Raw genomic sequence first — 25,714 nt, 5'->3', positions numbered from 1 at the left:
ACCACCATGAAGCTTCTCTACCAGACCCATTCCCCCTACGCGCGCAAGGCCCTGGTGTTCGCCCACGAGGCCGGGCTCGCGGACCGGATCGAGGTAGTGCACCACGAGACCAGCCCGACGCAGCGCAACGCGCAGGTGTTCGCCGAGAATCCGCTCGGCAAGGTGCCGGTGCTGATCCGTCCCGGGCGTTCGCCGCTCTTCGACTCCGACATCATCTGCGCCTACCTCGACACCCTGCACGACGGCCGCAGGCTGGTGCCCGCGGACGGCGAAGCCCGCTGGCAGGCGCTGCGGGTGCAGGCGATCGCGCAGGGGCTTTGCGATGCCGGCATCGCCGTGCGCTGGGAGACCGTGCGCCGTCCCGAGGCGCTGCGCTACCCGCCCCTGCGCGACGGCTACATCGGAAAGCTGATCGCCAGCTACGACTGGCTCGAGCGCGAGCTCGACGTCGACTCGCCCATGCACGTGGGCCACGTCGCCCTGGCGACGGCGCTGGGCTGGCTCGAATTTCGCGAGCTGCCCGACTTCCGCGGCAATCGGCCGCGACTGGCGGCGTGGTTCGACGCCTTCCAGACCCGTCCTTCGATGCTGGCCACGCCCCTGTCCGGCGATACCCACGACTAGCGACTCCGCTGATATCGCAGTCGGCGCCGGATCATGCGGCTTCGACCGCGGTGGACCGTCCGTGCGACGCATGTGCCGGTGCAGTTCCAGCGACGCCGGTGTCGCGCGCATGGCGCGCTTCTACGGGGGGACATCGTCGCGACGTGATGCGCGTCCGTCACCTCGCATTGACGGTGCGTTACCGCCTCGCGGCGCATGATCCGCGGCGCATCGCCGCCGGAGCGCGCCGCGCGGCCACTCGAGCGGCGGTGTGCCGTCGCTTCCCGGCATCCGCGTTTTCCAGCCCGAACGGAGAATCCGCATGAAACCCAGCATCACCGTCCTCACGCTCGGCGTCTCCAGCCTGGAGCGTTCCCTTGCCTTCTACCGCGATGGCCTCGGGTTCGAGACCGAAGGCATCATCGGCCAGGAGTTCGAGTACGGTGCGGTCGTGTTCTTCAATCTGCAGGAGGGCCTGAGACTGGCGCTGTGGCCGCACGCGAGCATCGCCCGTGACACCGGACTGCCGCTGCACCAGCACCGGCCCGGCAACTTCACCATCGGCCACAACGTGGCATCGGACGCGGAAGTGGACGCGGCGATGGCGCAGGCGGCGCGCGCGGGCGCCGTGATCGTCAAACCGGCCGGCAAAACGTTCTACGGCGGCTACGCCGGCTACTTCCAGGATCCGGACGGCCATCTGTGGGAGGTCGTCCACCTGCCGGAAGCAGGCTGACAGGTCGCGCCCGGCCGCAAGGGTGCAATGACGGCCGTCATCGACCGGTCCACGCCAACGCCCGGCGGGTTGCTCCGGCCTGCCCGCGACGTTGCGGCGGAAACGAAGATCAAGCGCCGTAGGGATGGATGGTCACGATCCTGCCTTCGTCGTCGTAGTGCAGTTCCGTGACCTTGACCGAGCGCAGGTGGGTCACCCCGCCGGAGAGCAGGGCGTCGTGGTAGAAAAGGTACGACCTGCCCTCGAACTCGCAGATGGAGTGGTGGGTGGTCCAGCCGACCACCGGGGTCATGACCTTCCCGCGGTAGGTGAAGGGGCCATAGGGGTTGTCGCCCATGGCATAGCACAGGAAATGGGTGTCGCCCGTCGAGTACGACAGGTAATACCTGCCCTTGTGCTTGTGCACCCACGGCCCCTCGAAGTAGCGGCGCTCATGGTCGCCCGCCAGCAGCGGCCGGCCGGCTTCGTCGAGGATCAGGATTTCGCGCGACGCCTCGCCGAATCGCTTCATGCCGTCGTCCAGGCGTGCCACCCGCGGTCCCAGGGCGGGTTCGTCGTCGGCCGGCTCGTCGAAGGCCGCGTCGTAGACGTTGTCGCGGTAGTTCTGCAGCTGCCCGCCCCAGATGCCGCCAAAATACATGTAGCGGGCGCCGTCGTCGTCGGCGAACACGGCCGGGTCGATGGAGTAGCCGCCTTCGATGGGTTCGGGCTCGGCCGTGAACGGGCCGTCGGGGCGCTCGCCCACGGCCACGCCGATGCGGAAGACGCCGTCGGCGTCCTTGGCGGGAAAGTAGAGGTAGTACCGGCCGTCCCTGCATGCCGCATCCGGCGCCCACATCTGCCGCTCGGCCCAGGGGACGTCCTTCACGTGCAGCGCGACGCCGCAGTCCACGGCTGCGCCCTCGGGCGAATCCATGCGCAGCACGTGGTAATCCTCCATGTCGAAGTGACTGCCGTCGTCGTTGAAGGCGTTACCCGCGTCGACGTCGTGGGAGGCATACACGTAGAGCCTGCCCTCGAACACGTGCGCCGACGGATCGGCGACGTAGATATGGCTCACCAGGGGTTGTGAAATGGCCTTGTCGGCCAGCGCCTGCAGATCGACGGACGCCGATTCATCGGACATGGGGATCCTTGTTCAACGTGGGTTTCGATGGATCAGGTGGCCGCCCCGCCCTGCGGCCTGCGCGCGCCCAGTTCGCGCTCGATGCGCGACTCCATGGACTTGTCGATCTCGTACAGGAACAGCAGCGCGACGCACAGCAGGAAGGGGATCGAGCAGTAGACGCTGACCGCGAGCCGGATGCCGCGGACGACCTCCGCCGGCTGCGCCGGCAAGGCGGCGTCGTAGCCGTAGACGGCGAGGATCCCCGCCACCAGCGCGCCGCCGACGCTCAGGCCGATCTTCAGCCCGCACAGCATCGCCGAGAAGACGATCGCGGTGGCCCGGCGATGGTTCTTCCACTCCGAGTAGTCCGCCACGTCGGCGATCATGGCCCAAAGCAGGGGAATGGTGATCCCGTAGAAGAAGCCGTGCAGGATCTGGGAGACGAACACCAGGGCAATCGCCCGCGGCGAATAGAGCCAGAACGCCAGCAGGAACAGGGTGGAGAGGAACAGCGCGCCGCCGAAGACATCGCGCTTGCCGAACCGGTCGGCCAGCGGCCTGGAAAACCCGATGCCCACGATCATGCAGATGATGCCGCCGGCGTTGAACAGGCTGAACGCCGAGGTGGGCGCATCGTCCGGCCAGCGGAATTCGGTCAGTCCCGCACCGGTCAGCATCGCGTTGAGCCCGCCGATGAAGGCGTCGAAGCCGATGCCCTGCAGGAACTGCGCCAGGTGCGGCTCGCTGAGGTAGTACTGGAAGTAGTAGACGTAGGTGCCGCCCTTGAGCGCCAGCGTGGTGAACACCAGGATGGTCAGCGCCAGCACGACCAGCCAGGGCCTGTTCTTCGCCAGGTCCGCGAGATCCTGGGCGATGCTGGATTTCTGTTCCGGCGACGGCACGATGCGCTCGCGGGTGGTGAAGAAGGTGATCAGGAAGAACACCGTGCCGACCGCGGCGAACAGCGCCATGGCGCTCTGGAAGCCCTGCACCTTGTCGCCGCCGCCCAGGATCAGCACCAGCGGCAGCAGCAGCACCTGGATGATGAACTGCGCCACCATCACCGCGACGAAACGGTAGGCCGACAGGCTGTTGCGCTGGGTCATGTTGCCGGTCAGCACGCCGCTCAGGGCCGAGTAAGGCAGGTTGTTGGCCGAGTACACCAGCACCAGCAGCGTATAGGTCGCCAGCGCGTAGACGACCTTGCCCGTCTCCCCCAGTTCCGGCGTGCTGAACGCCAGCAGTGAAAGCACCCCGAACGGGATCGAGGTCCACAGGATCCACGGGCGGAACTTGCCCCAGCGCGTGTCGGTGCGGTCGGCGATGATCCCCATGGCCGGCGTGAACACGAATGCGCTCAGCAGGCCGACGGCAAAGATGATCGTCGCGGCGGTGCCGGCCGGGATCCGGTACACGTCCGTATAGAAGAACGCCAGGAAGGTGACCAGCGTCTGGAAGATCAGGTTCGCCGCCAGGTCGCCCAGGCTGTAGCCGACCTTTTCGACGACCGAGAGTTTTTCCGCGCTGCTGCTCATGGATTCTGGATGCCTGTTGTACGAACGTTCCCGGCTGCGCGCCGCCGGCCCGGGTGCGGCGAGACCCGCCCCCTGCGCCGGCCGGCATGGCCGGCCACGGGCGGAATGCGAGAGCCTATGTTCCCCGATCGGCTGCAGTGCCGCCGATCTCCCCGAAAAAGACGGCCCGCCCGGAAGTCAAGCGGATGCAGGAGCGGGCCGCGGGGAGTCGATCACGGGCGATGGCGTCAGAACGTGCCCCGGATACCGAGCAGGATCGTACGGCCCGGCTCGTAGGTATCGTACGGCACGTTGTCGAATTCCAGCACGCTGCGCTGCTCCTTGTTGGTAAGGTTGATGACGTTCAACGTGATCTGCGGGCTGGTCGGCAGCGACGAGAACGTGTAGCCGGCGGACAGGTCCAGCTGGCCGCGTTCCAGGACCCGATGCTGCGCATAGTTGAGGCCGCCCTCGTTGTTGCCGCGGGCGCGCACGGCGAAGCCGTCGCTCCAGCTGTAGGACAGGCGCACCATGGCGGCGGCGTTCTCCCAGTAGGCGGTCGCGTTCCACATCGTGGGGGCGATGCCGAACAGGTTGCCGGACAGCTCTTCGGCTTCCTGGCCGGTGGCCTCGAGATCGATGTCGGTGTAGTTGGCCATGAAGCCCAGGCCCTCGAACACGAAGTCGAGCGGCTGTACCCAGATCGCTTCCCATCCCCGGATGTCGAGCGTGGCGTCGGCATTGACCTGCTGGCGCACGTTGATCGGCGCGTCGAGGCCGCCGTTCGCGTCCAGCGCCGCCCGCTGTTGATCGCCCAGGGAATCGATCGGAATGCCCAGCTCCCGGAACGGGATGAGGTTGATGCCCTGGTAGGTGTAGCCGGTGACGCGCTTGTTGAACAGGCTCAGGGCGACCAGCCCCTCGCCGCCGGTGTACCACTCGGCGCCGAGGTCGAAGTTCGTGGACAGGTAGGGCGACAGGTTCGGATTGCCCTGGTCCGCGATCTCCGCCGACGGATCGGAGAAGGTGGTGGCCGGCAGCATCGACCTGGGGTTCGGACGGGTCATCGTGCGCGAACTGGACAGGCGCAGCACCACGCTGTCGGCCACGTCCCACGCGGCGCTGAACGACGGCAGCCATTCGTCGTAGTCGCCCGTCAGCGACTGCCACTCGCGCACGTCGCCGATGGTGACCGGACTGCTGATCTCCTGGTCGGTGGAGGCCCAGCGCACGCCGGCGTTGAAGCGCAGGTTGCGGTTCCAGATCTCGCTCTCGCCGTTGACCTCGATGTAGGCCGCCAGGTTCTTCTCGTCGACCGCGCCGGAAGCCGCACCGACGGACTGGGACGTGTTCACTTCCGGCGCGTTGTCGAAGAACTCGCGGTAGTTCGTCGCCGCGAAGAACGAATCGAAGTCCACCGTGATGAACCCGTGCGGGCCGGGCCGCAGGAAGCTGGCCAGATCGGAATCGGAGATCGTGTCGAAGACATGCTCCCCCCACGCACCGCTGTTGTCGAAAGCGGTGATGGTGCGGCTGAACCGGTCGTAGGCGACGCCGACCTTGACGTTGCGCCGCTCCTCGCCGAACTGCAGGTCGGCGCGCAGGCGGCCGGCCTCGGTCACGCGCTTCTCGTTGTTGAGGTTGACGCGGCCGCCCTCCCAGGTCCATCCGGCGTTGGGGTCGTTGAGGTCGAGGCCGCCGGTCGTGAAGGTCGGCTCCCCGCCGCCGTCGTTGCGGTACTCGACCGTCGTGACCGGTGAGACCGGCAGGATCGTCGGCGACTCGCGGAAGAACCAGCTGCGGCTCCAGTTGCCCGACACGTCCAGCTTGATCAGGTCGTCCTCGCCGAGCCAGAAGGTGGCGCCCGGGTTGACGTTCCAATATTGCACCTCGTCCCGGTACGGCCGCGCCTCGAGGAAGAACCGCGCGTTGGCCAGGGTGGCGCTGGTGACCACGTTGTTCTCGTCGAGCTGCATGTCGGTCGGAAGGAAGCCGACCGGGCCGAAGGTGCGGCCCACCAGGTTCATGTCGATGCGGTCGTTCTCGTACTGCGCCTTGGAGTACAGCGCATCCAGGTAGAAGTGCATGTCCTCGTTGGGCCGCCATTCCAGCGAACTCATGACCGCGTCGCGCTCGCGGTCGCCGGACATGTCCACCGGACGCGCGAGGCGCGGAAGCAGCGCCTCGGTGATCTGGTCGATGCTCAGCCCGGGATTGTTGGCCCGCAGCCAGGCCGCGTCGACGGTCTCGCCGGGCGTCAGGCCGGCGCCGATCGTGGACGCGTTGTCGGGCACGATGTTCGGCATCTGCAGGCTGCCGCCGCCGCCGGGGTTGCATTCTTCGGGGCGGGTGCTGAAATTCGCATTGTTCGGGTCCTCCGGGTCGCCCGCATCAGCTGGATCGACCAAGCCGCACTGCACAGGGTTCAGCGAAGGATTCATCCAGGCGACCGACTCCCAGCCGCGCACGGCGATCCTGCTGCGTACCGAGGCCACGCCGACCAGGGCGCCGAAGGTGCCTTCGTCGTTGGTCCAGCTGTAGATCGCCGAACCGCGCGGACTGATCTTGTCGCCGATGCTGTTGTGATCGAGCTGGAACGAGTAGTTGAGGCGCCGGCCGGGGTTGTCGAACGGGCGCGAGCTGCGCATGTCGACCACGCCGGAGATGCCGCCTTCCGGCAGGCTGGCCTGCGGCGACTTGTAGACCGTCAGCTGGTTGAAGAACTCGGTCGGGAACAGGTTCAGGTCGACTTCGCGGTTCTGGTTGCCGCGGTTGAGGCCGATCGAGGCGGTGGCGGCCTCGCCGCCGTTGATGAGGGTCTTGGTGAAGCTCTGCGGCAGGCCGCGGATGCCGATGTTCAGGCCTTCGCCGTTGACGTCGCGGTCCATCTGGATGCCGGGAATGCGGTTCAACGACTCGGCGATGTTGAGGTCGGGGAACTTGCCGATGTCCTCGGCGAAGATCGAGTCGGTGAAGCCGGTGGCCTCGCGCTTCGCATCGGTCGAGAACTGCAGGCTGCGGCGGAAGCCGGTCACCACCACCGAATCGAATTCGGTGACCTGGTCGGCGTCGGCGCTCGTCGCCGGCGGCTGCGCCTGTGCCGGCTCCTGGTCTGCGGTCTGCGCCTCCTGTGGCTGCGCCTGCGCGTCCTGCGGTGCTTGCGCCTGCGCGAGAAGCGGACCGCTGACCATGCCCAGCAGCGCCAGACTCAACGCACGCGACAACTTCGTTTTCTTGGTTTTGGTTTGCACCGTACTCCCCTCCCGTTTCTGGTGGCTTGGCGACCCCGCGATCTACGTCGCGGCGCTCGCCGATTGGCTGGTTCCCGACGGCCCCGACGCGAGTGGCGTACACGGCTCGTGGACGAACGCGGCCGATGGTAGCGCTACCATTTATGCCCCGCACGCTGCGCAGCAACATGACGGTCTCCGCTCTTCACGAGCCGCTCGCGCTGCACCGCAGCATCGTTTTTCAGCGTATTCCGCGACGTTTCAACTTCGCGATGCGGCGGTAGCCTGCCCGGTTTCGCCTGTGCTACTGATAGCGCTACCATCACGGCGAAACACACACCGCCCTGTGCGAGGGAAACAACGGCGATGAAGCGAACCGGTCGACACCCGCGCGGCGCGTTGCACCGCAACAATCCGCATCGCGTCCGGCACGCTGCCGCGGCCATGCCCACGCGTGCAGGCCGGACATGAGCAGCGCACAGGCCACGGGAGCGTCGGCCCCGGACGCCAAGATCGGCATGTACCGCTGGCGCATCTGCGCGCTGCTGCTGGCGGCGACGACGATCAACTACATCGACCGCCAGGTGCTGGGCGTGCTTGCGCCGTTCCTGCAGGACGAGATCGGCTGGAACGAGATCCAGTACGGCTACATCGTCACCGCGTTCCAGGCGGCCTATGCGATCGGCCTGCTCTGTGCCGGCGCGATCATCGACAGGCTCGGCACCAAGGTCGGCTACGCCATCGCGATCTGCGTGTGGAGCCTGGCGGCGATCAGCCACTCGTTCGCCGCCAGCGTCGCCGGCTTCATGCTGGCGCGCTTCGTGCTGGGACTGGGCGAGGCCGGCAACTTCCCCGCGGCGATCAAGACCGTCGCCGAATGGTTCCCGCGGCGCGAACGCGCCTTCGCCACCGGCATCTTCAACTCCGGCTCCAACATCGGCGCGATCGTCGCGCCGCTGATGGTGCCGCTGATCGCGGTCGCCTGGGGCTGGCGGGCGGCGTTCCTGTTCACCGGCGCGCTCAGCGCGGCCTGGCTGGTGACCTGGCTGCTGACCTACCGCACGCCCGAGCAGCACCCGAAGCTGACGGCGGCGGAGCTGGCGCACATCCGCAGCGATCCGCCGGAACCGTCGGTCAAGGTGCCGTGGGCGCGGATCCTGCGCCACCGCCAGGCCTGGGCGTTCGTGGCGGCCAAGTTCATGACCGATCCGGTCTGGTGGTTCTTCCTGTTCTGGCTGCCGAAGTTCCTGCACGCCGAGTACGGGCTGACCCTGCTCGGCCTGGGCCTGCCGCTGGTGGCGATCTTCGTGATGGCCGACGTCGGCAGCATCCTCGGCGGCTGGTTGGCGGGGCGCTTCATCCGGCTCGGCTGGAGCGTCAACCGCGCGCGCAAGGGCGCGATGCTGGCCTGCGCGCTGTGCGTGGTGCCGATCGTGTTCGCGGCGCAGGCGGACAACCTGTGGCTGGCGGTGGCGCTGATCGGGCTGGCGACGGCCGGCCACCAGGGCTGGTCAGCCAACGTGTTCACGCTCACCTCCGACATGTTCCCGCGCCATGCGGTGGCCTCGGTGGTCGGGATCGGCGGATTCGCCGGCGCCGTGGGCGGGATGATGATCGCCACCTTCACCGGCTGGCTGCTGCACACCTCCGGCAGCTACCTGCCGCTGTTCCTGATGGCCGGCTCGGCCTACCTGCTGGCGCTGCTGGTGGTGCACCTGCTGGTGCCGCGGCTGGAGCCGGCGCGCCTGGAGGCGCCGACGACAGGCACGTGATCGCAATTCCGCGCCAGGCAACCTTCTCCGTGGCGACGAGACAAGCCCCGTCGCCACGGGCGGTGCCAATCAATAGCCAAGCCCATCACGATGGACCAACATCTTTTGGCTTGAGGTGCCGGCTATTCACTGATACCGCCCGTGGCGACGGGGCTGGCTTCGTCGCAGCGGAAAGGACTGCCTGGCGCGGCATCGCGCGCATGGCGCGCTCCTACGAACGACAGAGGTCCACAGCCCCAGGTTCCCGAGGTATGCAACGATGAAGAAGAAGCCGGCCCGCCTGCTCGCGGCGATGCTCGTACTGCCGCTCGCGCTGGCCGCCTGCGGCCCACACGAGGCGCCCGACGCGAACACCGTTGCCGCCCCCGACGACGCTTCCGCTCCGTCAGTGCAGGCATCCGGGCGCGGCGGCAGCGGCCTCGCCGCGGGCCAGCCGAAGTTCCTCGGCAGCGCGCACAGCCCGCCACAGGCCGAGGATTTCGTCCGCTACTGGAACAAGGTGACGCCGGAGAACGGCGGCAAGTGGGGCGAGGTCGAGGCAGAGCGCGACGTGATGGCCTGGGCCGAGCTCGACGCCGCCTATCGCATCGCCAGGGACAACGGATTGCCTTTCCAGATGCATGTGCTGGTCTGGGGCAACCAGCAACCGGAGTGGATCGAGGCACTGCCGCCCGACGAGCAGCGCGCCGAGATCGAGGCATGGTTCGCCGCGGTGGCGGCACGCTATCCGGACATCGATTTCGTCGAGGTGGTCAACGAACCCCTGAACGATCCTCCTTCGAAGGACGACGAGGGTGGCGGCAACTACGTCGAAGCGCTCGGCGGCGCCGGCGAGAGCGGCTGGGGCTGGATCCTCGAGGCGTTCCGCATGGCGCGCGCGCATTTCCCCGACGCCCGCCTGATGATCAACGAATACAGCGTGACCAACGATCCCGAGGCCACCCGGCGCTACCTGGAGATCATCGAGCTGCTGCGGCGCGAGCAGCTGATCGACGCCATCGGCGTGCAGGGCCACGCCTTCGCCACCACCACCGAGACGCCGATGTCGGTGCACCGCGAGAACCTCGACGCCCTGGGCGCGACCGGCCTGCCGGTCTACGTCACCGAGCTCGACATCGACGGCCCCGATGACGACACCCAGCTGCGCGATTACCAGCGCGTGTTCCCGGTGTTCTGGGAGCACCCGGCGGTGCAGGGCATCACTTTGTGGGGCTTCCGGCCGGGGCTGTGGCGCGACGAGGAGGGCGCCTACCTGGTGCGCGAGGACGGCAGCGAGCGGCCGGCGCAGGAATGGCTGCGCCGCTACGTGCGCGGCGAGGCCGCGGCACCGACAGCATCCGGAGGCGAGCTTCAGGCCGACGCGGAACCGGAGGCCAGCGCGGAATGAGCGCGTCGGCGCCCGGGCCCAGCCGTGCAGTCGCGTTGCGTCCACCGCACGATGCCGCCGTGCCGGTCCTGCGCGCCGCCGCGGCCGTCGCGCTCGCCTTGGTGTTGGTCGCGGGCGCGTCGCGGGCCCAGGCCACGGACTGCACCCGGCCGGCCGCCGTCTGCGAACGCGCCGTGGATGGCGCCCTGCCCCTGATCGCCGATGGTGTGCCGGCGACGGTGCTCGCGGGCGCGGACGATTTCCCCGGCGTACTGCGCGCCGCCCGCGACCTGCGCGCCGACCTGTCCGCCGTGGCGGGCGCCGAGGCGGACTTCTCGACCGGCGCAGGCGCTGCCGGGCGCACCGCGATCATCGTCGGCACGCTGGGCCACAGCGCGCGCGTGGACCGCATCGTGCGCGAGCGCGGCATCGACACGCACCACGTCGCCGGCCGCTGGGAAGCGCATCTGATCGAGGTCGTCGATGCGCCCGAGCCCGGCATCGACCGCGCCCTGCTGATCGCCGGCGCCGACAAGCGCGGCACCGTCTTCGGCATCTACGAGCTGTCGCGGCGCCTCGGCGTTTCGCCGTGGACGTGGTGGGCGGACGTGCCGGTGCCGCGGCGCGAGGCGCTCCACGTCGCCCCTGGGCGCTTCGTCGACGCGCCGGCCGTGCACTACCGCGGCATCTTCATCAACGACGAGGATCCCGCGCTCGGCGGCTGGATGAAGGCCACCTACGGCGGCCCCAACCACCGCTTCTACGAACGCGTGTTCCAGCTGATCCTGCGCCACAAGGGCAACTACCTGTGGCCGGCGATGTGGGGCCGCGCCTTCCACGACGACGATCCGCGCAACGCGGAGTTGGCCGACGAGATGGGCGTCGTCATCGGCACCTCCCACCACGAGCCGATGATGCGCGCGCACGTGGAATGGGAGCGCCATGGCGACGGCCCCTGGGACTACACGCGCAACCGCGACCGGCTGCAGGCCTTCTGGCGCGAGGGCATCGGCCGCATGGGCGAGCACGAGAGCGTGGTCACCCTGGGCATGCGCGGCGACGGCGACGAGCCGATGAGCGAGGACACCGCCATCGACCTGCTCGAGCGCATCGTCGCCGACCAGCGGCGGATCATCGCAGAGGTCACCGGCAGGCCGGCCGAGGAAACGCCGCAGGTCTGGGCGCTGTACAAGGAGGTGCAGGATTACTTCGACACCGGCATGGACGTGCCCGACGACGTCACCCTGCTGTTCGCCGACGACAACTGGGGCAACATCCGCCGCCTGCCGCAGCCGGACGAACGCCGCGGCGGCGGCTACGGCGTCTACTACCACTTCGACTACGTCGGCGGCCCACGCAACTACAAGTGGATCAACACCGTCCAGATCGAGCGCACCTGGGAGCAGATGCGGCTGGCGTACGCCCACGGCGTGGACCGGCTGTGGATCGTCAACGTCGGCGACATCAAGCCGATGGAATTCCCGATCAGCTTCTTCCTCGACTACGCCTGGAATCCCGACGGTTTGCCGGTGGAGGCGGTGACCGCCTATCCCGCCGCCTGGGCGGCCGAGCAGTTCGGGCCGGAGCATGCGGATGAGATCGGCGGGATCCTGACCCGCTATACGCAGTACAACGCGCGGCGCAAGCCGGAGCTGCTGTCGCCGGACACGTACAGCCTGGTGAATTTCGGCGAAGCCGATCGGGTGCTGGCCGACTGGGACGCGCTGGCCGAACGCACCCGGCACATCGGCGCCGCGCTGCCGGCCGAGTACCGCGATGCCTACTACCAGCTGGTCGAGTACCCGGTGCTGGCCAGCGCCAACCTCAACCATCTCTACATCGCCGTGGCGCGCAACCGTTTGCATGCGCAGCAGGGCCGCGCCTCGGCCAATGCATGGGCCGACGAGGCCGAACGCCTGTTCGCCCGCGACGCGGAACTGGCGCGCGTCTACGAAGAGGACATCGCCGGCGGCAAGTGGACCCACATGATGTCGCAGCCGCGCATCGGCTACACCCACTGGCAGCAGCCCGACCGCAACGCGCTGCCGGCGCTGGCCGCCGTGACCGCGCGCGAGCGCGGCACCATGGGCGTGGCGGTGGAGGGCGACGCGCGCGGCTGGCCGGTTCCGGCGGAGACCGCAAAGCTACCGCCGCTGGACCCGTTCGGCGCGCGCACCCGTGCGGTCGAGGTGTTCAACCGCGGCGTTGCGCCGTTCACCTTCACCGCACGCAGCAATCAGCCCTGGCTGCGGGTGGTGCCGGCGGAGGCCGAGGTCGACGATGCGCTGCCGCTGCGCATCGAGGTGGACTGGGACGCGGTGCCCGAGGGCAAGCATGTCGCCCGCCTGCACCTGCGCGGCAGCGATCGCACCGAAGTGCATATCGCCGTGCCGGTGTCGGTGCCGCCGCGGGGCGGACGCATCGACGGTTTCGTCGAGAGCGACGGCGTCGTGGCGATCGAGGCGCAGCACCACGCCCGCGCCGCGGCGCCCGACGGGCTGGCCTGGGAGGTGATCCCGAATCTCGGCCGCACCCTGTCGGGCGTGACCAGCGTGCCGACGACAGCGACGGCCACCGCGCCCGGTGCCGGCGGCGCCTGGCTGGAGTATCCGGTGCACCTGCATGCGGGCGGCGAGGTGGAGGTGCGCATGGTGCTCTCGCCCACGCTCGACTACCAGCATCGCGGCGGGCTGCGCTATGCGGTGTCGATCGGCGACGAGGCGCCGCAGACCGTCACCATGCAACTCGATCCGACGCCCGGGCACCCCGCCTTCCAGGCCTGGCAGCGCGCGGTCGCCGACAGCGTGTACACCGGCACGTCACGGCACCGCGTCGAGGCCGGCGCGCAGACGATCAGGCTATGGCGCGTCGATCCGGGCGTAGTCTTCCAGCGGGTGGAACTGGTGCGCGGCGAGCCGCGTCCGTCCTACCTCGGCCCGCCCGAGAGCGTGCGGCGGTGAGTGGAGCGATGCGGATGATGATCGCGGCCAAGAGCCGCCCTCACCCCAACCCCTCTCCCGCAAGCGGGAGAGGAGCTTTGAAGACGCAGCGCTCGAAATCCCTTCTCCCGCTTGCGGGAGAAGGTGCCCCGAAGGGGCGGATGAGGGCGCTTTTGACAACAAACGCCTGGGTTCTCCAATCCCATGGCGCAACCATGAATCCCGGCTACACCGCAGCCCACACCAGACCACCACGGCCATGAATACCGACACCCGTCCCCTGACCCTCAACGAAGACCGGCTGTTCCCGCCCGAGCCGACCCAGCGCGCGATCGCGCGGCGCCTGTACGCGCAGGTCGCGCATCTGCCGATCATCAGCCCGCACGGCCACACCGACCCGTCGTGGTTCGCCGGTAACGCGCCGTTCCCGAACGCCACCGAGCTGCTGCTGGTCCCCGACCATTACGTGTTCCGCATGCTCTACAGCCAGGGCATCGATCTCGACGCGCTGGGCATCCCGCGCGCGGACGGCTCACGCACCGACGTCGATCCGCGCGAGGCCTGGCGGCTGTTCGCGTCCAACTTCCACCTGTTCCGCGGTACACCGTCGTCGCTGTGGCTGAACCACGTCTTCCATGACGTGTTCGGCCTGCGCGTGCGGCTGGATGCGGCCACCGCCGACCAGTACTACGACACGATCACCATCGCGCTGCAGACGCCCGAGTTCCGCCCGCGTGCGCTGTTCGAGCGCTTCAACATCGAGGTGATCGCCACCACCGAATCACCGCTCGACCCACTGCAGCACCACGCCGCGATCCGCGACAGCGGCTGGAGCGGCCGCGTCATCACCGCCTACCGGCCCGATTCGGTGATCGATCCCGAGCACGAGCAGTTCGCCGACGCGCTGCACCACTTCGGCGAACTCACCGGCGAGGATGTGCACGACTGGGACGGCTACCTGCGCGCGCACCGCCAGCGCCGCGCCTTCTTCGCCTCGATGGGCGCGACCTCGAGCGACCATGGCCATCCCAGCTGCGCCACCGCCGACCTGCCACCGGCCGAGGCGCGAGCGCTGTTCGAACGTATCGTGCGCGGCCGCTTCAGCGCCGCCGACGCCGAGGCCTTCCGCGGCCAGATGCTGACCGAGATGGCGGCGATGAGCCTGGACGACGGCCTGGTGATGCAGATCCATCCCGGCTGCTTCCGCAACCACAACCACGGCCTGTTCGAGCGCTTCGGCCGCGACAAGGGCGCCGACATCCCGCTGCATACCGACTACGTGCATGCGCTCAAGCCGCTGCTGGACCGCTTCGGCAACGCGCCGGGCTTCAGGCTGATCCTGTTCACCCTGGACGAAAGCACCTACGCACGCGAGCTCGCGCCGCTGGCCGGCCACTATCCGTGCCTGTTCCTGGGCCCGGCGTGGTGGTTCCACGACGCACCGGAAGGCATGTGGCGCTTCCGCGAACAGACGCTCAGCAGCGCCGGCTTCTACAACACCGTCGGCTTCAACGACGACACCCGCGCCTTCCTGTCGATCCCGGCGCGCCACGATGTCGCGCGCCGCGTCGACTGCGCTTTCCTGGCGAAGCTGGTCGCCGAGCACCGGCTCGACGAGGACGCCGCCGTCGAAGTGGCGGTGGACCTCGCCTATCGCCTGCCGAAGGAGGCCTACAACCTGTGAGCAGCGACACCGCCCCCCGTAGGAGCGGCCCATGGCCGCGAAGCCCGCGCACCTGCGGGAACGACGCATGGCCGCGATGGCATGACCCGGGATCGGCCACGGCGCGCCTTCAGGGACGCGTGTTTCGCGGCCATGGGCCGCTCCTACGGGGGGTGGCGCGCTTCGTGTTGGCGGCGTGCGTTATCGTCGCGGGGCCGGCGTTCGCGAGCGACGCAGGCGTGTCCCCGCGCGAGCGCATCCTGCTCGACACCGGCTGGCGCTTCCACGCCGGTGATCCCGAGGGCGTCGACGCTGCGCTCGACTACGACGTGCGGCCCGAGATCGACCGCAGCACCGACGGCCAGGACGCCGACACGCGGCCCGAAGCGGCTGCGACGATCGACGCGGACGCGCGCCGGGTACTCAAGCCGTGGATCCTGCCCACCGGCAACGCCTTCATCCGCGACCCGGCGCAACGCCACACGCGCCCGCCCGGACATCCAGGCGGCGACCATCCGTTCGTGCAGGCCGGCTTCGACGACAGCGGCTGGCAGGCGGTCACGGTGCCGCACGACTGGGCCGTCGCCGGACCGTTCATCGAAGAGGGCCCCTACGGCGGCATGGGCCGGCTGCCGAGCTGGGGCGTCGGCTGGTACCGCCGCACCCTCGACATCCCGGCCGCCGACGCCGGCCGCTCGATCTTCCTCGACCTCGACGGCGCGATGTCCTACGCCACGGTCTGGCTCAACGGCAAGCTGGTCGGCGGCTGGCCCTACGGCTACAACGCCTGGCGCGTCGACCTGACGCCGCATGTCGAATTCGGCGGCAGCAACCAGCTCGCCATCCGCCTCGACAACCCGCCCGATTCCGCGCGCTGGTATCCCGGCGGCGGGCTGTACCGCAACGTCTGGCTGACCACCACCGTCCCGGTGCACGTCGCGCACTGGGGCAGCTTCGTGACCACGCCGGAGGTGTCGGAGGACGCCGCGACGATCCGCCTGCAGGTCGTCGTCGACAACGACGGCGACCGCGATGCGCGGGTCACGGTGGCGTCCGCGATCCACGCGCTCGAAGCGGACGGAAAACCCGCCGGCCAGGCGGTCGCGCAGATCGCCCCGGCCGAACTGCAGGTGGCGGCCGGCGCCAGCGCCACCGCCGACGGCAGCGTCGTGCTCGCCGAACCGCGGCTGTGGGGACCGCCGCCCACGCAGGCCCCGCACCGCTACGCCGCGGTCACCACCGTCCGCCGCGACGGCCGCATCGTCGACCGCTACGAGACCCGCTTCGGCATCCGCGCATTGCGCTTCGACCCGGACGAAGGCGTGATCGTCAACGGCGAGCGCATCCCGCTCAAGGGCGTCAACAACCACCACGACCTCGGCGCCCTGGGCGCCGCGTTCAACCGCCGCGCGGCCGAGCGCCAGCTGGAGATCCTGCGCGAGATGGGCGCCAACGCCATCCGCATGGCCCACAACCCGCCGGACCCGCAGCTGCTGGAGCTCACCGACCGCATGGGCTTCCTGGTCGTCGACGAGATCTTCGACGTCTGGGAGCGGAAGAAGACGCCGCTCGACTTCCACCTGGTCTTCCCCGACTGGCACGAGCCCGACCTGCGCGCGATGCTGCGGCGCGATCGCAATCATCCTTCCGTGATCCTGTGGAGCGTCGGCAACGAGGTCGGCGAGCAGTACACCAACGAGGAAGGCGCGGCCATCGGCCGGCGCCTGCACCGGATCGTGCGCGAGGAGGATCCGACCCGGCCCACCACCGCCTCGATGAACTGGGCCAAGCCGGACATGCCCTTCCCCGCCGCCTTCGACGTGATCAACCTCAACTACCAGGGCGAGGGCATCCGCCAGGATCCGGAGTTCGAAGGCACCGACCGCATCCGCACGCCGCCGCAGTACGACGCCTTCCACGCCGCGTTCCCCGACAAGGCAACCATGGGCAGCGAGACCGCCTCCGCGCTCAGCAGCCGCGGGGTCTACCTGTTCCCGGTCTCGAAGCAGGTCAGCGCGCCGGTGCGCGACGGCCGCGGCGGCGACTCGCGCATCCGTCAGGTCAGCGCCTACGAACTGCACGCCGTCGATTTCGGATCGACCGCGGACAAGGTGTTCGCCTCGCTCGACCGGCACCCGTACGTGGCCGGCGAGTTCGTCTGGACCGGCTTCGACTACCTCGGCGAACCGACGCCCTACTACGACTCGCGCAGTTCCTACTCCGGCATCATCGACCTGGCCGGCTTCCCCAAGGACCGGTTCTACCTGTACCAGTCGCGCTGGCGCCCGGACCTGCCGATGGCGCACGTCCTGCCGCACTGGACCTGGCCGGGCCGCGAAGGCGAGGTGACGCCGGTACACGTGTTCACCTCCGGCGACGAGGCCGAGCTGTTCGTCAACGGCGTCTCGCAGGGACGCAAGAAGAAAGCGCCGTTCGAGTACCGGCTGCGCTGGGACGACGTGGTCTACCAGCCCGGCGAGCTGCGCGTGCAGGTCTACCGGGACGGCCGACCCTGGGCCGAGGCGACGGTGCATACCGCGGGCGATGCCGAAGCCCTGGAGGCAATGCCGGACCGCGCCGCCATTCGCAACGACGGCCGCGACCTGTCCTTCGTCACCGTGCGCGTGCTGGACGCCGAAGGCCGCCCCGCTCCCACCGCGGACGACCGCATCCGCTTCCGCGTCGAAGGTCCGGGCGAACTGGTCGCCACCGACAACGGCGATCCGACCGACATGACGCCATTCCCGTCGCACGAACGCGCGGCATTCAGCGGCAAGGCGCTGGCTATCGTGCGCGCCGTGCCGGGGCGCACCGGCACGGTCGTGGTCCACGCCGAGGCGGACGGCCTGCAAAGCGCGAGCGCGCGGATCGGACTGGACGCGGAAGGAGACGAGCGATGACGGCACCCCTGGCAACGGCACACGCGACGGCCGCCAACCCGGAAGCGGCGGGTCCGACGATGACGCGATCGACCGCAACAGGCCCGGTGATCGCATACCCGACCAAGGCCGGTGCGCTGCATCACGCCTGCGCGACGGCGCTGCTCGTCCTTTCTGCGGCGCTGCCACTGCGCGCCGGTGCCGCCGACGCCCTGAAGGACGCCTACCGCGATGCCTTTCTCGTCGGCACCGCGGTCAACGACGACATCGTCGCCGGCCGCGACGCCAGGTCGCAGGCGCTGGTGCCGCGACATTTCAACGCGATCACCGCCGAGAACGTGATGAAAGCGGAAGTGCTGCATCCGAAACCGGAGGTCTGGGACTTCGACGCCGCCGATGCCTTCGTCGCCTTCGGCGAGCAGCACGACATGTTCGTCGTCGGACATACCCTGGTCTGGCACAACCAGACCCCGGAATGGTTCTTCCGGGACGACGCCGGCCGTCCCAACACCCCGGAGGCGCAGCTCGCGCGCATGCGCGCCTATATCGAAACCGTCGCTGGGCGCTATGCCGGCCGCGTGGACGCCTGGGACGTGGTGAACGAGATCATCGGCGAGGACGGCGAATACCGCGACACGATCTGGACGCGCGCCGTCGGCGACGGCGACGCCGTGGTGCGCGCCGCGTTCGAAGCCGCCGCGCGCCATGCCCCGGACGCCGAGCTCTACTACAACGACTTCAATGCCTGGCGCCCGGCCAAGCGCGACGGCATCGTGCGCATGGTGCGCATGCTGCAGGACGCCGGCATCCGCATCGACGGCATCGGCATCCAGGGCCACTGGGGCCTCGACTACCCGAGCGCCGAACACATCGAGGCCGCCGTCGACGCCTACGCCGCGCTCGGCCTGAAGGTGATGATCACCGAGCTCGACGTCGACGTGCTGCCGCTGACCAAGGAAGGCCAGATCATCGGCACCGGCCTGCTGCACCCGCAGTTCCAGCTGCCCGAGTTCAAGCGCTTCCTCGACCCCTACGCCGACGGCCTGCCGGCCGACGTGCAGCAGCGGCTGGCCGACCGCTACGCCGAACTGTTCCGCATCTTCCACGACAGGCGCGACGCGATCCACCGCGTCACCCTGTGGGGCGTGCACGACGGCATGAGCTGGAAGAACGACTACCCGATCGAGCACCGCACCAACCATCCGCTCCTCTTCGACCGCGAGCGCCAACCTAAGCGCGCGCTCGATGCCGTCCTCGCCGTGCCCGCCGAGCGCTAGCTCGCGAGACACACAAGGCGGAAGTCGAGGGAGGCGAGAAGGAAGAAGGAGTCGAGGGAAATGCTCTTGATTTTCCCTTCCTCCGCCTGCGGGGGAAGGTGCCGAAGGCGGATGGGGGACGCGCCGCAGGCGCGTGCTCTACTCCCACACACTACGTCCACCCGCACCCCAAGGAAGTCCGAGATGCGTCCCTTTTTCAAACCTCGCCTCATCCTCCCCTTGACCGCCCTGCTCGCCTCCTGCACGGTCCCCACCGATCCGGCGCCGGCCTACTCCTCCATCGGCCGCCTCACCGCATTCGATCCGTCATTCCACGACATCGTCGCCCCCGACGCCCGCATCGAACGCCTGGCAGAAGGCTTCACCTGGGCCGAAGGCCCCGCCTGGATTCCCGATGGCGATCGCGACAGCGGCTACCTGCTCTTCACCGACGTCCCCGAGAACAAGCTGTACCGCTGGTCGGAAGCCGACGGCCTCTCGGTCTTCCTCGACCCCTCCGGCTACGGCGGCCCGCCCGACGACACGTTGCGCGAGGCTGGCGCCAACGGCCTTCACCCCGAACCCGCCGGCACCGTGCTGCTGGCGGACTCAGGCAGCCGTCTCGTCGCCCGCCTCGACCCGGCGACAAAGCAGAAGACCCCGCTCGCCACGCACTTCGAAGACAAACGCTTCAACAGCCCCAACGACCTCGTCCGCCGCAGCGACGGCACCGTCTTCTTCACCGACCCGCCCTACGGCCTGAAGGACCTGGACGACTCCCCGGCCAAGGAACTGGACTTCAACGGCGTCTACCGCCTCGACCCCGACGGCACCGTCCACCTGCTGGACGACGGCCTCACCTTCCCCAACGGCATCGCCCTCTCGCCCGACGAGCGCACCCTGTACGTGTCCAACTCGGACCCGGACCGCCCGCTCTGGATGGCCTACACCCTCGACGCCGAGGGCACGGTGCAGGACGGGCGCGTGTTCGCCGACGCCTCGGACCTCGTCGGCGACGACAGCCCGGGCCTGCCGGACGGCATGGCCGTGGCCGCCGACGGCACATTGTTCGCCACCGGCCCCGGCGGCGTGCTCGTCCTCGCGCCCGATGGCAGGCGCCTGGGCCGCATCGAGACCGGGACGGCCGTGGCCAACTGCGCGTTCGGGGACGATGGCCGGACGCTCTATATGACGTCGAACGACTTCATTGCGCGGGTGCGCGTACAGGCGGGCGGCTTGAACTTCCCGCGATAGCCAGCCCCCCCGTAGGAAGAGGCGTCCGCGCGAACGGGCCCGGAGGAATTCAACGTTCCGGCTGCGCGCCAGGCGCCGCATCCGTGAGGCGGAAGATCGGCGTCATCGGCGTCCACTTCCGCCCGGCGGGCGTCCATGGCGTCGGCTTCTGGAAGCGCCACATCAGCGCCTCCCATTCCCGCAGGCGCGGGTGCCCGCGCTCGGCATCGGCCATCGCTTCGGCGTCGAACACGGCATCGTCGGTGTCCATCACCATCACCAGGCGGGTGCCGAGACGGAAGATCTCCAGCTCGCGCACGCCGTGCGCGCGCAGGTGCGCCAGCACTTCCGGCCAGACGTCGCGGTGATGGGCCTCGTACTGCGCGATGAGATCGGGATCGTCGTGCAGGTCGAGCACAAGGCAATGGCGCATGTCGTGCCTGCGAAGTGGTCCAGCGATTGGGCCGATGCTAGCGTAGAGCTCGCACCAGGGAAACCCGGACCGCCCATGGCCCACTGCCGTCCCGCCTCATGACTCGTCATCCCGAGCGCAGCGAGGGATCTGCTGCGCGTACTCCGCCTGAAAGCGGATCCTCGCTGCGCTCGGGCGACACCACCGAACCGACACACGATCGCCTTGTCGAGGATCTCGCCCTTGGGACCGACCCTTGGCCAGTCTGCGCGCTTCGCGCTTGTCCACCCCCGCGGGAATGACGAGCAAAAGCGGTATCGTGGGATGACTTGAGCAAGCCCATCGTTCGCGATTGCAGGTGCACCCGCCAGTTTGCATGTCCACGGAGATCCGCATGACCACGCGCCGTCGTTTTCTGCATTCGACCCTGCTCGCCGGCGGCGCCCTGGTACTGCCGCATGGTGCCGGCGCCGCGACCGCGTCGCCGCGCATGCGCGTGGTCTCGACCTGGGACTTCGGCGTCGGCGCCAACCAGGCGGCGTGGCCGGTGCTGGCGCGCGGCGGCGGCGCGCTGGATGCGGTGGAAGCCGGCGCGCGCTGGGCCGAGGGAACGCTGTGCAACAGCACCGTCGGCCGCTGCGGCTATCCCGACCGCGACGGCGTGCTGACGCTCGACGCCAGCATCATGGACGGCGACGGCCGCTGCGGCGCGGTGGCAGCGCTGGAGGACATCGCGCATCCGGTTTCGGTCGCGCGGGCGGTGATGGAGAAGACGCCGCACGTGCTGCTGGTCGGCGAGGGCGCGCAGCAGTTCGCGGTGGAGCAGGGGTTCGAGAAAGAAACCCTGCTGACGCCCGAAGCGGAACAGGCCTGGCGCGAATGGCTGAAGACCGCGGAATATCAGCCGCAGATCAACGCCGAGCGCGCGAAGCCGCCCGGCAACCGCGACAACCACGACACGCTGGGCATTCTGGCGCTCGACGGCGACGGCCGTCTCGCCGGCGCCTGCACCACCAGCGGCATGGCCTGGAAGCTGCACGGCCGGGTCGGCGACAGCCCGATCGTCGGCGCCGGGCTGTACGTCGACAACGATGTCGGCGCCGCGACCGCCTCCGGCGTGGGCGAGGAAATGATCCGCAATGCGGCCAGCTTCCTGGTGGTCGAGCTGATGCGCCAGGGTCGCTCGCCGATGGATGCGTGCCGCGAGGCGATCGAGCGCATGGTGCGCAGGCGCCCGGAAGCGAGCAAGACCCTGCAGGTGTGCTTCCTGGCGATGAACAAGGCGGGCGAGGTCGGCGCGTTCGCGCTGCACCCGGGCTTCGTCTACGCAGTGTGCGATGCCGGGAAACAAGACGCGCTGCTGGATGCGCGGTCGGTCTATGCCTCCAAGCAGGCGTGATCCCGTATACCGTTCCGCACCTGCTTCGCATCCGTCGTTGTTCCCCCGGCTCGTCCGGGAGGGACGAGCTTGTCAACGGCAGATCCGTCATTCCGTTCGGAATGACGAGCGTCGAGATCTGCAGGATCTTCTGGAAATCGACGCCGGCTTTCTTCGCATCGTTATATCCCGGCGACAGCCGGAGCCGTCGTCCCGGCGGAAGCTGGAATCCATTGGCGTTTCGGCATCGTTGAAGAAAAAGATCAAGATGGACCCTCGGCATTCGCCGGATGAGGGCCTTGAAACTCCCCGCGCGGCGAAGCGGTGCGGCCGATCGACGGTCCGCACGACGCCATGATCGGTACAGCGGCCGATACCTGGCGCAACCGGGCCGCGCCGAATGCGACGCGGGACTGGAAACGATTACAGCGACTCTCGAAGGCTTGCCCCTTGCATTTACATTTGGATCGTTCTAAAAGAGTGATGTACATCACATGGTTGGGCCAATTTTGTCGCGTATGGTCGCGTTGAGGCAACGATGTCATTACGGCGTCACATCCTCGGCAAACCAAGCGAGCGCGATGGTTTCGGGATCGGAGCCTGTCCATCGCGGTTGGACTATCAGGCAATTCAACGTCCGGAGGGGGCTCCCGATGCAGTATTCAACCTTCCACCGCAACGCCCTGGCGAGTGCGCTCGCACTGGCGCTGTTCCCGCCGTTCGCGGCACTCGCCCAGGCGCAGGATCAGGATGCGCAACAGCCACCACCCACGGAACAGGCGGGCGCGCCCGCCGAAACCGGGCCCGACGAAAACGCGAGGACGCTGGATACGGTCACCGTCACCGGCTCGCGCATCAAGCGCGCGGAGATCGAGGGCCCGGCGCCGGTGACGATCATCACCGGCGAACAGATCAGGAAGGAAGGCTTCACCACGATCTACGAGGCGCTCAGCTCGCTGACCGAGGTCACCGGCAACGTGCAGAACGACTACGACTGGGGCCAGAGCTCGGTCAACGCCAGTCCGCTCAACCTGCGCAACCTCGGCCCCGGCCGCAGCCTGCTGCTGATCAACGGCCACCGCGTGTCCGACTACCCGCTGCCCTATACCGGCAAGAGCAACTTCGCCAACTACAACAACATCCCCACCGGCATCGTCGAGCGCATCGAGGTGCTCTCCAGCGGCGCCTCGGCGATCTACGGCTCCGACGCGGTGGCCGGCGTGGTCAACGTCATCCTGAAGAAGGACATCGAGGGCGACACCCTGCGTGCGCGCTACGGCACCACCACCGAGGGCGGGCGCTCGGTGCGCGACGTCTCCTGGTCCGGCGGCAGGCACGGCGAGGACTGGAGCGTGGCCTACACCCTGCAGTACTTCGACCGCAAGCCGCTGTGGGCGCACGACCGGCCGTGGATGGATTCGGAATTCGATTCGCCGCGCCGCAACTGGGGCTATGGCGGCGTGCAGCAAGGCGTCGCGACGAACCTGCCCAGCACCGGCATTCGTCTGTACGACGTCCAGAGCAATCTCCGCATCCGGCCGCCGGACGGCGCCTGCGAGCAGTTCGACGGCGCCTTCTTTACCCAACATCGCATCGAGTACAACGATTTCAACGGCGCGCAGACCGATACCGGCTGGCAGTGCGGCCAGAATGCCGTGTTCGAGCACTGGACCCTGCGCAACGGCAGCGAGGACCTCTCGGCCTACCTGTACGGCACCAAGCAGTTCGGCAACGTCGAAGCCTGGGCGACCGTCGGCTATTGGGACTCGACCGGCGAGAGCAACACCTTCATGCCGGCCTGGGGCAGCCCCAATTACATCGATGCCGACAGCGGCCGGGAGATGAGCCTGTTGCGCTACTTCGTGCCGAGCGAGATCGGCGGCGTCGAGCGCGCGCTGACCGTGTCCAAGGAAACGAACTGGGATTTCAACGCCGGCCTGCGCGGCACCGTCTTCAACGACCGCTTCGACTGGGATGTCGCCGTCGGCCGCGCCGAGTACGAGTTGCAGGAGCGTTTCCCGACCATCCACGAGGCGCGTGCGGTCGATTTCTTCCTCGGGCCGTCGCTGGGCATCGATCCGGCGACCGGCCTGGACATCCATGCCCCCGACCTCAACCGGCTCTGGAATCCGGTCTCCCGGGGCGACTACGACAGCGTCCGCGCGGTCGGCGACAAGAAGGCGCGCACCTGGCTCACCCAGGCCAGCTTCGTGCTCAGCGGCGACCTGTTCGAGGGCTGGGCCGGCCCGATCGGCTTCGCCGGCGTCCTGGAGGCCGCGCGGCAAGGCTACGAGCTGACGCCCGATCCGAACACCCTCGGCACCGATCCCGTATACGAAACGCCATTCGGCAACATCGAGACCGGCGGCGGCGATCGCAACCGCTACGCGGTGGGCGTGGAGTTCAAGGTCCCGCTGCTCGAGAGCCTGACCCTGTCGGCCGCCGGCCGCTACGACCGCTACGACGCGGTCGCCGACGATGCCAAGAACACCTACAACCTCGGCCTGGAGTGGCGGCCGTTCTCGAACCTGCTGCTGCGCAGCAGCTACGCCACCAGCTTCCGCGCGCCGGACATGCACTTCGTCTACGCCGGCGCCAGCGAAAGCGTGGCCGACCAGGTCGATTACCTGGCCTGCCTGCAGGATCCCGACCGGCAGACCAGCAATTGTCCCGGCGGCGTCGGCGACCCCTACCACATCGACAATCCCCTGATCGCCCGCCAGGGCACCCAGGACCTGCTGTACGAAACCGGCGACTCGCTCACCTACGGCTTCGTCTGGGATGCGTTCGAGCGCTTCTCGCTCAGCGCCGACTACTGGCGCATCAACATCGAGAATGCGATCGACGACGTCGGCCCCGACCAGGTACTGCTGGACGAGGCCTACTGCCTGACCGGACAGGCGCCCGCCGACAAGCCGCGCCGGACCCCGCCCAGCCAGGCCCTGTGCGACCTGCAGATCAGCCGCGTCACCCGTGACGCCAACGGCGTCGTCACCCGCGTCGAGATCGGTCCGATCAACCGCGCCCAGCAGAGCGTGAGCGGCGTCGACGTGGCCTCGCGCTACCAGCTGCCGACCGCGAACTGGGGGACCTTCGACTTCGCGCTGAACTGGACCAAGCAGCTGACCTACAAGATCGCCCAGTTCCCGGGCGACCTGTTCGAAAACACCCGCGACCAGGAACGCCAGATGCGCTACCGCGGCCGCGCCAGCGCCAGCTGGACCATGGATCCCTGGACCGCGGTGCTGTACGTGGACTGGATCGCCGGCACCCGCAGCGACCGCTTCGGCGCCTGCGCCGCGCTGCCGAGCGGCTTCCGCCCGGACGTGGCCACCGACTGCACGGACCTGCGCGAGAACCCGGACACCGGCGAGCGCAGCATCACCTACGGCCAGCAGAGCGAACTGGTGGACTTCTACAACCAGGACAAGATCTACTGGAACGGCAGCGTCGGCTACCAGGCCACCGACGCGCTGCGCCTGAACTTCTACGTCAACAACATCTTCGACAAGCACTACCAGGACAAGTGGTGCGGCGGCTTCGCCTACTGCGTGTCCAATCCGATCGGCCGCGAAGTGGCCGCGGAGGTCGTGTACAGGTTCGACTGATGCAGATGTACGCGAGG

15 protein-coding genes are annotated in these 25,714 nt (G+C 68.6%); 11 read left to right on the top strand and 4 right to left on the bottom strand.

Going from position 1 to position 25,714, the window contains the following annotated elements; genetic code table 11:
* Positions 1 to 6 precede the first annotated feature (6 nt).
* Both AB5T46_RS08840 and AB5T46_RS08835 read left to right on the top strand, forming a co-directional pair.
* Positions 7 to 624, top strand: coding sequence for a glutathione S-transferase family protein (locus AB5T46_RS08840; RefSeq protein ID WP_370563532.1), 618 nt, complete (start codon positions 7 to 9; stop codon positions 622 to 624).
* A gap of 301 nt (positions 625 to 925) precedes the next feature.
* Positions 926 to 1,339, top strand: a complete 414-nt coding sequence (locus tag AB5T46_RS08835) for a VOC family protein (protein WP_370563531.1) — start codon at positions 926 to 928, stop codon at positions 1,337 to 1,339.
* 109 nt (positions 1,340 to 1,448) lie between these two features.
* On the opposite strand, the gene AB5T46_RS08830 is transcribed toward AB5T46_RS08835, so the two are convergent.
* From AB5T46_RS08830 to AB5T46_RS08820, 3 genes are all read right to left on the bottom strand, one after another.
* Positions 1,449 to 2,465 carry a glycoside hydrolase family 43 protein gene (locus tag AB5T46_RS08830; RefSeq protein ID WP_370563530.1) on the bottom strand — a complete coding sequence of 339 codons (1,017 nt, stop codon included), beginning with the start codon at positions 2,463 to 2,465 and terminating at the stop codon, positions 1,449 to 1,451.
* A 32-nt stretch (positions 2,466 to 2,497) separates the two neighbouring features.
* Positions 2,498 to 3,982 carry an MFS transporter gene (locus tag AB5T46_RS08825; protein ID WP_370563529.1) on the bottom strand — a complete coding sequence of 495 codons (1,485 nt, stop codon included), beginning with the start codon at positions 3,980 to 3,982 and terminating at the stop codon, positions 2,498 to 2,500.
* A gap of 227 nt (positions 3,983 to 4,209) precedes the next feature.
* On the bottom strand, positions 4,210 to 7,212 hold the full coding sequence (locus AB5T46_RS08820; RefSeq protein ID WP_370563528.1) for a TonB-dependent receptor: 3,003 nt from the start codon (positions 7,210 to 7,212) through the stop codon (positions 4,210 to 4,212).
* 446 nt (positions 7,213 to 7,658) lie between these two features.
* On the opposite strand from AB5T46_RS08820, the gene AB5T46_RS08815 reads away from it, so the two are divergent.
* From AB5T46_RS08815 to AB5T46_RS08785, 7 genes are all read left to right on the top strand, one after another.
* Positions 7,659 to 8,963 carry an MFS transporter gene (locus tag AB5T46_RS08815; protein WP_370563527.1) on the top strand — a complete coding sequence of 435 codons (1,305 nt, stop codon included), beginning with the start codon at positions 7,659 to 7,661 and terminating at the stop codon, positions 8,961 to 8,963.
* A gap of 259 nt (positions 8,964 to 9,222) precedes the next feature.
* The gene (locus tag AB5T46_RS08810; RefSeq protein ID WP_370563526.1) at positions 9,223 to 10,350 is read left to right on the top strand and encodes an endo-1,4-beta-xylanase; all 1,128 of its coding nucleotides are present in this window, start codon (positions 9,223 to 9,225) and stop codon (positions 10,348 to 10,350) included.
* A 59-nt stretch (positions 10,351 to 10,409) separates the two neighbouring features.
* Complete coding sequence (locus AB5T46_RS08805) at positions 10,410 to 13,289, top strand: glycosyl hydrolase 115 family protein (RefSeq protein ID WP_370563525.1); 2,880 nt, start codon at positions 10,410 to 10,412, stop codon at positions 13,287 to 13,289.
* Between the two features lie 238 nt (positions 13,290 to 13,527).
* Entirely contained in the window at positions 13,528 to 14,952 is a 1,425-nt protein-coding gene (gene uxaC / locus AB5T46_RS08800) for a glucuronate isomerase (RefSeq protein WP_370563524.1), read from the top strand.
* A gap of 152 nt (positions 14,953 to 15,104) precedes the next feature.
* Positions 15,105 to 17,831 (top strand): beta-galactosidase GalB, encoded by a 2,727-nt coding sequence (gene galB, locus AB5T46_RS08795; protein ID WP_370563523.1) that lies wholly within the window; start codon positions 15,105 to 15,107, stop codon positions 17,829 to 17,831.
* 59 nt (positions 17,832 to 17,890) lie between these two features.
* Entirely contained in the window at positions 17,891 to 19,087 is a 1,197-nt protein-coding gene (locus AB5T46_RS08790; protein ID WP_370563729.1) for an endo-1,4-beta-xylanase, read from the top strand.
* A gap of 183 nt (positions 19,088 to 19,270) precedes the next feature.
* Positions 19,271 to 20,320, top strand: a complete 1,050-nt coding sequence (locus tag AB5T46_RS08785; protein WP_370563522.1) for an SMP-30/gluconolactonase/LRE family protein — start codon at positions 19,271 to 19,273, stop codon at positions 20,318 to 20,320.
* A gap of 49 nt (positions 20,321 to 20,369) precedes the next feature.
* On the opposite strand, the gene AB5T46_RS08780 is transcribed toward AB5T46_RS08785, so the two are convergent.
* Positions 20,370 to 20,732, bottom strand: a complete 363-nt coding sequence (locus tag AB5T46_RS08780) for an L-rhamnose mutarotase (protein ID WP_370563521.1) — start codon at positions 20,730 to 20,732, stop codon at positions 20,370 to 20,372.
* Between the two features lie 373 nt (positions 20,733 to 21,105).
* Here AB5T46_RS08780 and AB5T46_RS08775 point away from each other — a divergent pair, with 373 nt between their 5' ends.
* Together AB5T46_RS08775 and AB5T46_RS08770 are read left to right on the top strand one after the other, a co-directional pair.
* Positions 21,106 to 22,110, top strand: a complete 1,005-nt coding sequence (locus AB5T46_RS08775; RefSeq protein WP_370563520.1) for a N(4)-(beta-N-acetylglucosaminyl)-L-asparaginase — start codon at positions 21,106 to 21,108, stop codon at positions 22,108 to 22,110.
* Positions 22,111 to 22,742: 632 nt separating this feature from the next.
* Complete coding sequence (locus AB5T46_RS08770) at positions 22,743 to 25,697, top strand: TonB-dependent receptor plug domain-containing protein (RefSeq protein ID WP_370563519.1); 2,955 nt, start codon at positions 22,743 to 22,745, stop codon at positions 25,695 to 25,697.
* Positions 25,698 to 25,714 lie beyond the last annotated feature (17 nt).

Origin of the sequence: Luteimonas salinilitoris (assembly GCF_041300785.1) — a bacterium.
Taxonomy (GTDB): domain Bacteria; phylum Pseudomonadota; class Gammaproteobacteria; order Xanthomonadales; family Xanthomonadaceae; genus Luteimonas; species Luteimonas salinilitoris.
This window is presented reverse-complemented; position numbering and strand designations above follow the sequence as displayed.

Bases quoted from the DNA above. Each gene is read 5' to 3' on its own strand.
- AB5T46_RS08790 (WP_370563729.1), top strand. From the start codon at position 17,891: ATGACGCGATCGACCGCAACAGGCCCGGTGATCGCATACCCGACCAAG.
- AB5T46_RS08835 (WP_370563531.1), top strand. From the start codon at position 926: ATGAAACCCAGCATCACCGTCCTCACGCTCGGCGTCTCCAGCCTGGAG.
- AB5T46_RS08785 (WP_370563522.1), top strand. From the start codon at position 19,271: ATGCGTCCCTTTTTCAAACCTCGCCTCATCCTCCCCTTGACCGCCCTG.
- uxaC (WP_370563524.1), top strand. From the start codon at position 13,528: ATGAATACCGACACCCGTCCCCTGACCCTCAACGAAGACCGGCTGTTC.
- AB5T46_RS08815 (WP_370563527.1), top strand. From the start codon at position 7,659: ATGAGCAGCGCACAGGCCACGGGAGCGTCGGCCCCGGACGCCAAGATC.
- AB5T46_RS08775 (WP_370563520.1), top strand. From the start codon at position 21,106: ATGACCACGCGCCGTCGTTTTCTGCATTCGACCCTGCTCGCCGGCGGC.
- AB5T46_RS08770 (WP_370563519.1), top strand. From the start codon at position 22,743: ATGCAGTATTCAACCTTCCACCGCAACGCCCTGGCGAGTGCGCTCGCA.
- AB5T46_RS08810 (WP_370563526.1), top strand. From the start codon at position 9,223: ATGAAGAAGAAGCCGGCCCGCCTGCTCGCGGCGATGCTCGTACTGCCG.
- AB5T46_RS08830 (WP_370563530.1), bottom strand. From the start codon at position 2,465: ATGTCCGATGAATCGGCGTCCGTCGATCTGCAGGCGCTGGCCGACAAG.
- AB5T46_RS08840 (WP_370563532.1), top strand. From the start codon at position 7: ATGAAGCTTCTCTACCAGACCCATTCCCCCTACGCGCGCAAGGCCCTG.
- AB5T46_RS08780 (WP_370563521.1), bottom strand. From the start codon at position 20,732: ATGCGCCATTGCCTTGTGCTCGACCTGCACGACGATCCCGATCTCATC.
- AB5T46_RS08825 (WP_370563529.1), bottom strand. From the start codon at position 3,982: ATGAGCAGCAGCGCGGAAAAACTCTCGGTCGTCGAAAAGGTCGGCTAC.